Origin of the sequence: Empedobacter sp. UBA6745 (genome assembly GCF_002453775.1) — a bacterium.
GTDB lineage: Bacteria > Bacteroidota > Bacteroidia > Flavobacteriales > Weeksellaceae > Empedobacter > Empedobacter falsenii_C.
Genome location: NZ_DKHL01000038.1, coordinates 173,161 through 180,442, shown reverse-complemented (window position 1 = coordinate 180,442; position 7,282 = coordinate 173,161). Strand labels below are relative to the sequence as shown.

The 7,282-nt window shown below is 28.5% G+C and carries 6 protein-coding genes; 1 reads left to right on the top strand and 5 read right to left on the bottom strand.

The window, feature by feature from the left end; translation table 11 throughout:
• A partial coding sequence (locus B4H69_RS11680) for an EamA family transporter (protein ID WP_291094071.1) occupies nt 1-969 on the bottom strand: 969 nt, incomplete at its 3' end.
• A 16-nt stretch (nt 970-985) separates the two neighbouring features.
• Here B4H69_RS11680 and B4H69_RS11675 point away from each other — a divergent pair.
• The gene (locus B4H69_RS11675; RefSeq protein WP_244958019.1) at nt 986-1,462 is read left to right on the top strand and encodes an Lrp/AsnC family transcriptional regulator; all 477 of its coding nucleotides are present in this window, start codon (nt 986-988) and stop codon (nt 1,460-1,462) included.
• Between the two features lie 28 nt (nt 1,463-1,490).
• On the opposite strand, the gene B4H69_RS11670 is transcribed toward B4H69_RS11675, so the two are convergent.
• The 4 genes from B4H69_RS11670 to B4H69_RS11655 form a co-directional block, all read right to left on the bottom strand.
• Nucleotides 1,491-2,045, bottom strand: a complete 555-nt coding sequence (locus B4H69_RS11670) for a hypothetical protein (protein ID WP_180906128.1) — start codon at nt 2,043-2,045, stop codon at nt 1,491-1,493.
• A gap of 157 nt (nt 2,046-2,202) precedes the next feature.
• Nucleotides 2,203-3,645, bottom strand: a complete 1,443-nt coding sequence (locus B4H69_RS11665; RefSeq protein ID WP_349679665.1) for an outer membrane beta-barrel family protein — start codon at nt 3,643-3,645, stop codon at nt 2,203-2,205.
• Nucleotides 3,646-4,187: 542 nt separating this feature from the next.
• Nucleotides 4,188-5,687 carry a tetratricopeptide repeat protein gene (locus B4H69_RS11660; protein WP_180906130.1) on the bottom strand — a complete coding sequence of 500 codons (1,500 nt, stop codon included), beginning with the start codon at nt 5,685-5,687 and terminating at the stop codon, nt 4,188-4,190.
• 136 nt (nt 5,688-5,823) lie between these two features.
• Nucleotides 5,824-7,008, bottom strand: a complete 1,185-nt coding sequence (locus B4H69_RS11655) for a CynX/NimT family MFS transporter (RefSeq protein ID WP_180906131.1) — start codon at nt 7,006-7,008, stop codon at nt 5,824-5,826.
• Between the last annotated feature and the right edge of the window lie 274 nt (nt 7,009-7,282).

Genomic DNA, 7,282 nt, shown 5'->3' with positions numbered 1-7,282 from the left:
CAAAAAAATTGTCGAAACAATCAATAAACTGCCAATCCAATCAAGGATACCAAAAGAAACATTAAGCCAAAGTATTGCAATAATTGTTGCAGAAAGAGGTTCAGCAGAAGCAAGTAAACTACTTTTTTGACCACCAATAATTTGTACTGCGGTTAGGTATAAATAGAAGGGAATTAATGTTCCAAAAAGAATGATGAATAAAGTATATAAATATGTTTTCTGATCCCAAATACCATCTATTGACCAAGGAGCTTTAACAAACGAAAAGGCTAATCCACCGATTAACATTCCCCAACCGATAATTGTTGCCGAATTGTATTTTTGCAATAATGGAATAGGTTGTAACGTATAAATTGCTAAAGCTACAGCAGATCCTAAACCAAAAAATAATGCGGTTGTAGAGATATTTAAGCTATCCAATTTACCATGAGTAACCAACAAGAAAGTACCAATAATAGCAAAAGAAATGGCAATACAATCAATAAAACGAGGAGTTTTTTTATTTTTAAATGCTAAATAAATAGCGATAAGAACTGGACCTGCATATTGTAATACTGTTGCTGTAGCGGCATTAGAGTGTTTGATGGCTGCAAAGTAGGTGTATTGCACCATAAGCATCCCTGTTATCGAGAAAAGTATCAATCGAAAAGCATCCTTTTTATTATGCCAAACATCAACGATTTTAGCTTCTTTCTGGCTTGCAGCATATAACAACAAAATGAAACCCGAAACAAGCATTCTTACTGTAATCATCCATTCTACATTGATGCCACGTTGTTGAAACAAAAATTGCCCAAATGTTCCTGAAATTCCCCATAATGAAGCTGCAATAATTGCAAATAAAAATCCTTTTAACGTCGCATTTTTCATGAATAGAATGTTTGATATATTATTTTGTTTTGCAAAAATAATTGAAATACTATAGTGAAAATCTTTAATTTTATAATGTATTTTGCAACTTTGTTTCATTTAAGCTTTGTTTATGATGGATTTAGACCGATTTGATATAGAAATTCTTGATATTTTACAAAAAGATAACATGACTTCGCAACGTGATATTGGTGATAAAATTGGATTATCTGCAGCGGCAGTTCAACGCCGAATCAAAAAAATGCGTGAGGAAAAAGTAATTCGTGCAGATATTTCTGTCATTAACCCTGAAGAAGTTGCTTCTCAAATTTTATTATTTGTAGAAGTGGATTTGGATACAGATAAAATTGAATTTATTGATGAAATAAAAAACACTTTTAGTCAGGTTCCACAAGTACAACAGTGTTACTATGTGACAGGAGAAGTAGACTTTATACTAATTATGGTTGTTAAGAGCATGCAAGAGTATGAATCATTAATAAGAAAATTGTTTTTAAGTAATTCTAATATTCGACGTTTTAAGACATTTGTCAACATGCATACGGTGAAAGCGGGACTTCAAATTCCATTACCCAAAAAGGATTTTAAATAAAAACATAGTTTACTATTCAGCTTTCACCTTACTTCTTATTATAAAAATCAATTTGTCGTTGAATTGTTTTTTCGGTTTGAATAATGTCTAATATTAGAATTTTGATGGTTTCTTTTTTGTTCTTTTCGGTTTCATAAAAGTTGGAGTATAAGAAATTCATGAAAAATTCTGTTTTGTTCTTCAATATATCTTTTTGTTCTTCAATATTAGATAAAGAAGTGATTTTATCATAATTTATCAAGTCAATTTTGGAAGTTGAAACTGATTTCCAAGCGCTTGTTTTAATTTGAGGAATAAACACGCCTTTACATTTCATTGTGATATCCAAAATGTTAACACTTTTGTTATCAGCATAGTATTCGAGCGAATCGACATAAGAATTTTGCAAAGGAATATTGTATTTTATTTCTTCCGTTGTTTCATTCAATTCACTTTTTATCGTTGAAAATACTTGATTAATATACACTTGGTCTTTTCTATTCGTGTTCCAATTGTCAATAAACAGTGCAATCAAAATACCTACGGTTACAGGAATAATTTCTTTGATAAATTGAATTGAATAATTTTCTAATGCTTTCTTCATTAAATTTAGTTCTCGTTAATTTATATTGATGTGTTAAATCAAACAAATATCTCATATTCATCGGAATGCACCATAACTATTTTTATATTTTTTGAAAAATAGTATCGAAATTTAAACCTTAACAATTAAGTTGATGTTTTTGAGAGTTGAATTAAGTTTAATTTGCTCTATTTTGTTCCTCGAAATTCACTTTTTTGTTGTTTTCTTTCACTTTATTATTTCCAAAATTGTATGTTAAACTAAGTTTGAAACCTCTGTAATCATTGTATTGATTAAACTCCGAACGATAATCGCCGTTATACGAATATCCTTTGTTTTTTATCGTTTTGAATACATCATTTATTACAAAATTTGCTTGTAATTTTTTATCGAAAAACGAAGCTTTAATGCCTGGCGAAAACTCTAATTGATCTTGCAATTTTATGTTCGCATAAGTGAATGGAAGCGTATGCCAGAAGTTTAGCATCAAAAACCATGTTTTGTCTTTATTCAATGTGATGGTATTATAAAAAGAATACGACATCGAATAAACTTTTAACTTTTCCAGTTCAGAAACAGTCGGTTTTGTGGTTGTATAAGATGCATTCGCATTAACTGAAGTTTCCCAAATTTTGAAAAAGGTGTTGTAATATCCAATATTGAATCCCGTTCTGTTTTGATCGTAACTATTTTCTACTACATTGCTGTAAATTCCATCCGAAAATCGTGCAATATTAGACAAATTATTTTGGCTATATTGATTATAAAGTCCAAAAGTCAATTTTCCTTTGTACGAATAATTTAGTTCGATATTATCATTAAAAGATGGTTGTAATTTAGGATTTCCTGTGTAATACATATACGGATTCGTGTACCAACGGAATGGATTTAAAGATTGAAAATCGGGACGATTTATTCTTTTGGAATAATTGATACTGAACGAATGATTAGTAGTTGGTTTGTAACTGATATAAGCTGTAGGAAATAATTTTCCATAGTCCTTTTTCAGTCTGCTGTTTTCGTCATTTGGTGTAAAACCTTCTAGCGAAGTATATTCGTATCGCAAACCTGCTTTTGCTGACCATTTTTGATTGAAATCTTTTTGGAAACTCACATAAGCTGCATAATTATTTTCTTTGTACTGAAAAACATTACTATTAGTAGGATTCAAAATAAAATCTGCTCCATCAAATTCATAATATTCCACATCAGATTTGTTATCCAATAATGTATATTTTGCTCCAGTTTCTATGTTCGACCATTTGTAAGGCAAAGTAAAATCAGCTTGCATCGAAAAGATCGAATATTTCATTTTACTATTGTTCTGAATTAAAGTTTCGTTGTTATTCAATTCATTTTGCGTATTAAAATCGTTGAATTTTTTGGGTGAATTATTTAGAAAATTCGCCGTGAAATTTAGCTTTTTTCCAATGCTATCTAATTTTATATCATAATAAGCATTCAAGGTATGTGTAGGTGTTGTCCAATGTTGTTTTTGATTGGTATACAAAGTAGAATCAATAACCGAATGTGTTTGGTATCGGCTGATTCCTTTTGTATCCATATCATAATTCAACTTACTATAACTGTAAATAAATCCTGTATTTTGGTTTTTATTGATTTTGACATCTAAGTTATAATTAACGCTAAAAATCTTCGGGTTATCATGCCTTTCTTCGTTTGTATAAATTGCGGTTTCTTTCCCAATAAAATTTTGGCTATTACGTAGCTTGTAATTAATATCACCTTGATTTATTTTTAATGAACTACTTATTTTATTCGATTGATAATTAAGCGTTCCGCCTGTTCTGAAACCATTGTATGAATTTCGTTGATATGAAGAATTTACACTCCCGCTCCAGCCAAGATTGGGATTTTTCTTTAAAATAATATTAATAATTCCGCTATTTCCTTGGCGATTTTTGATGGAGTTGTTTGGAATTACTGGAAGTAATTTTAATTAAACTATTAATTCAAACTCTTATATATTATCTGATTGATAAGAGTTAGAAGAATCTAAAGACTGTAATATTTATAATAAAACATTGTTAGTCAAATTATTTAAAGAATGTTTTAGTTTTAGTAATTATTCTAGAACCTCAATTAATAGAATTATTTTCAGATTTGAGGTTCTTTTTTATTTATATAACTAGAATACAAACCTTAATTATCAATATTAGTTTTAAGCCATACCATAAGATCTTTGTCTGGTGTTAGCGCTAATCTTTTTCGAATGTTATATCGATTATTTTCTATTGTTTTTAAGGCTTTATGTGTATAATTAGCAATTTCTTTTGTTGTAAAACCAAGATAAATGTAGGCAGCAAAAGTTAATTCACTATTTTTTAGATTCGGATTAATTTCTAACATTTTAGAAGTGAAATGAGGATGTACTTCTTGAAATCTACACCAAAAATGCGGAGAATTACTTTTTGCCATTTCCATTAATTCACCAAAACTTTCATTTACTTTTTGATGTAAATTTGTTATTTCTTGTTCGTTTTTACTTAAAATATCTTCTTTTTCTTTTAATTGAAGCTCTTTTTCATCGATTATTCGACGTTTACGTATTTTTAAAATTTTGTAAACAATTAAGAATCCTATTAAAAATAGAAGAGAAATGATTGCGGTAATTAAAATATATTCTTTTTGAGTTTTTTTCTTTAGAATTGTTTCATTTTCTTGCGCACGAGAAAGTTCATTTTCTAACGAGTTTCTAGCTTTGGCTAGTTCGTCTTTATGACCAGTTGATTCGTTAATAAGGTGTAAACGTTCTTGCTCATAATCACCAATCATATGATAACTTTTCGCAATTTTAGAATCTACATATGAATAACTTTGATTAAAATATTTATTGTTTTCAATTGATTTTAAATAAGATTCTATTGCTTTTTCATAATTTTTTATTTGAAAATAATAATCGCCATTTAATTCATAAAAAATTCCAAGGTATTTATAGTTTTGCTCAATCGCAAGTTTATAACTTTTATCAATAAATTTTTTTGCTTTTTCAGGCTGATTATTGTTAATATAAAACCAACCTTTATAAAAATATACGTAAGGTTTTATTCTAAAAATATTTTTGGCATTATTGTAATCTTTAATAGAAATAGACTCAATCATTTCAATTGATTTATCTGCATAAAAATGTGTAGATTTTATATCATGTTTCTCAAAATAATAATCTGCAAATTTGATATAAATATTGGCTTTAATAAGCTTTGACTCGATATCATTTTTAAATTTAATTAAATCTAAAGCTTCAATATTTTTTTGTAAATAAAATTTAGGTAGCCCTAGTCTACTATAATATGTAGCTTGCGTAGATAGAAAAAGAGCTTTTTGTTTATTATTATTTTTTACATAATCCTCCTTTAAGGCTTTATCTATATAATATGATGCTTTGTCTAATTGGTTAAGAGCAAGTAATGCTTTAGAAATTAAATTGTATCCTTCGATTTTTTTAGGAATGTTGTTTTGTTTTTCTGCTAAAATTATTGCTTTATTTGATTCAATAAGCATTTTATTGTAGTCTACTACAACATGTTGATTGGCAAGTTGTAGTAAGCTGTCTATCTTTTGGGTTGTGCTATTATTTGTATTGGCAAATAAAAACTGAGCTGCTAAAATAAGCGCAATAAAAAGACTCGATTTAGGTTTCATTATTCTAATTAACAAGTTTTGATTAAGGTAATGTAGAATAAGAGTTTTAATTGCATACTAATATACACTATTGATATCAATAAATGATAGTAATTTATTAAAATAATAAAACAGTTCTTTTTTATTTAATTACGAATTAATCTTCCTCCACAAATTTGGGTTGCGACGCTTTTATTCCAAAAAATGTTAGAATAATCATGCAGAACATTAAAAAGTATAATGAATAGCTCCAAGTAGACTCGATATCATATAATTTTCCGAAAATAGGAGGTCCAAATGCCGCAATCAAATAACCAACAGATTGTGCCATTCCCGAAATTTTGATGGTTCCAACCATTGTTTTTGTTTTCAATGAGAAGAATAAAATAGAAAGACTAAAGGCAAACCCTCCTGCAATTCCAATTAAAATCGCACTCAAATAACTGAATTTTGCTTTGAAAATTAACAATGTTATGATTCCAATAAAATATAAAGCAGAAGTTATGTAAATCATAATTTTTGGATTTTTCATGCGCGAAGCTAAAATTGGACTAACTAACATGGCGGGTAGCATGGCAAGTTGTAAAACCGAAAATACCCAGCCTGCATTGGTTTTTGTCATTCCAAAATCGATGAGTAAAGTAGGTAATAATGCAACCAAACAATAATAAATCAACGATTGTAATCCCATAAAAATACTAATGTTCCATGCTTGTTTCGATTTGAAAATATTGAATTTTACATCTTCTGATTGAACAGTTTTTTGTTGAGTTGCTGTTTTATTTTTTAAAGAATCAATACAGACAATTATAAGTGCAGCTATAGCCGCTATAATCCAAACTCCAAGAGAACCTTTCCAACCTAAATTTGTCCAGTTTCCAATTGCAATACTCAATCCAGAAGCTAATGCGGCGATTAAACTCATCGAAACCGAAAAAATACCTGTCATAATTCCAATTTTTGTTGGAAACGTATTTTTTATATACGCTGGTGTCAAAACATTTCCAATACAAATTCCCAATCCAATTAGTAACGAACCGATATATAACATCGAAATATTGCCGTAAATACGGACGTAAATCCCGATAGTTAGAATGATTAAGGAATAAATTAATCCATGTCGAATATTAATTTTTGCAGTGGCTTTACTCACTAAAATTGAACAAAATGCAAATACGAAAAGTGGAATAGAAGTTAATAAACTTGCCTGAAAATTGTCTATTTTTAAGACAGATTTCATTTCATCTAAAATTGGACTTACAGCAGTAATTGGCGCTCTTAGGTTAGTTGAAACTAAAATGACAACTGCAATTCCAATCCAAATATTTTTATTTTTTTCCATTGACTTGATATTTCTAATTCAGTTACAAAATTAATCATGTCGTTTTTATTAATTTTGCCATATATTATATTTAAAACGACAAATAAAATTAACATCTTGTACATATTGAATTAAAATTCGTCAGTTNNGTGATTTTTAGAAATGAAATGAATAAAAATTGTATCGAGAATTAAGATGAATTTTTATCTTCTAAAACCTTATTCTCGATATAAAATTCTTCCAGAATTTCACTCGAACTGACGGTTTTATTGCTATAATTAGCTAAATGTACAAA